The sequence below is a fragment of the Bradyrhizobium sp. BR 10261 genome (assembly GCF_019455395.1).
GTDB lineage: Bacteria > Pseudomonadota > Alphaproteobacteria > Rhizobiales > Xanthobacteraceae > Bradyrhizobium > Bradyrhizobium manausense.
In genome coordinates this window covers 1-735 of record NZ_JACOFQ010000074.1, presented here as the reverse complement: position 1 = coordinate 735, position 735 = coordinate 1, and the positions used below count along the sequence as shown (strand labels likewise).

Below are 735 nucleotides of genomic sequence, written 5' to 3'. Positions count from 1 at the left end.
CCCGCGATATGCGAGGAGATCTCGTCGGTGGCCTTCGCGGTCTGGCTCGCCAGCGATTTCACTTCGCTCGCGACCACCGCAAAGCCGCGGCCGGCTTCCCCGGCGCGCGCCGCCTCGATGGTCGCGTTCAGCGCCAGAAGATTGGTCTGCTCGGCAATCGCGGTGATCAGCTTGACCACCTCGCCGATCTGCTGCGCCGCATGCGAGAGCTTGCCGATGCGGCCATCGGTTTCCTTCGCCTGCATCACGGCGGCCTCGGCAATGCGGCTGGAATCGCGGACCTGGCGGCCGATCTCCTCGACCGAAGCCGACAGCTCTTCCGTCGCGGTCGCGACCGACTGCATGTTGCTCGAGGCCTGCTCGGAGACGCCGGCGACCTGGCTCGACAAGGTTTGCGTGGTCTCGGCGGTACGGGTCAGCGTGGATGCAGACGATTCAAGCTGCACGGCGGATGCCGAAACGTTGGACACGATCGCACCAACAGCGCTCTCAAAATCGTCGGCAAAGCGGATCAGCTCGGCGCGGCGGCTTGCGGCCTGCTCCCTGTTCTGGGCTTCGCTGGCGGCGGCGTCGCGCTCGGCCTTGGCAACGGCCTGGAGCTTGAACTCCTCGACCGCGCCGGCCATCTCGCCGATCTCGTCCTTGCGCCCGAGGCCGGGCAGCACCACGTCGAAATTGCCCGAGGCAAGCTCACGCATCGCCTTGCACATCGCGATCATCGGCCGCGAGATGCCG

The 735-nt window shown here is 67.1% G+C and carries 1 protein-coding gene; it reads right to left on the bottom strand.

From position 1 onward, the window contains the following. Window positions 1-735: methyl-accepting chemotaxis protein (locus HYH07_RS36180; protein WP_220006921.1), on the bottom strand; the 735-nt coding region annotated here is incomplete at both ends.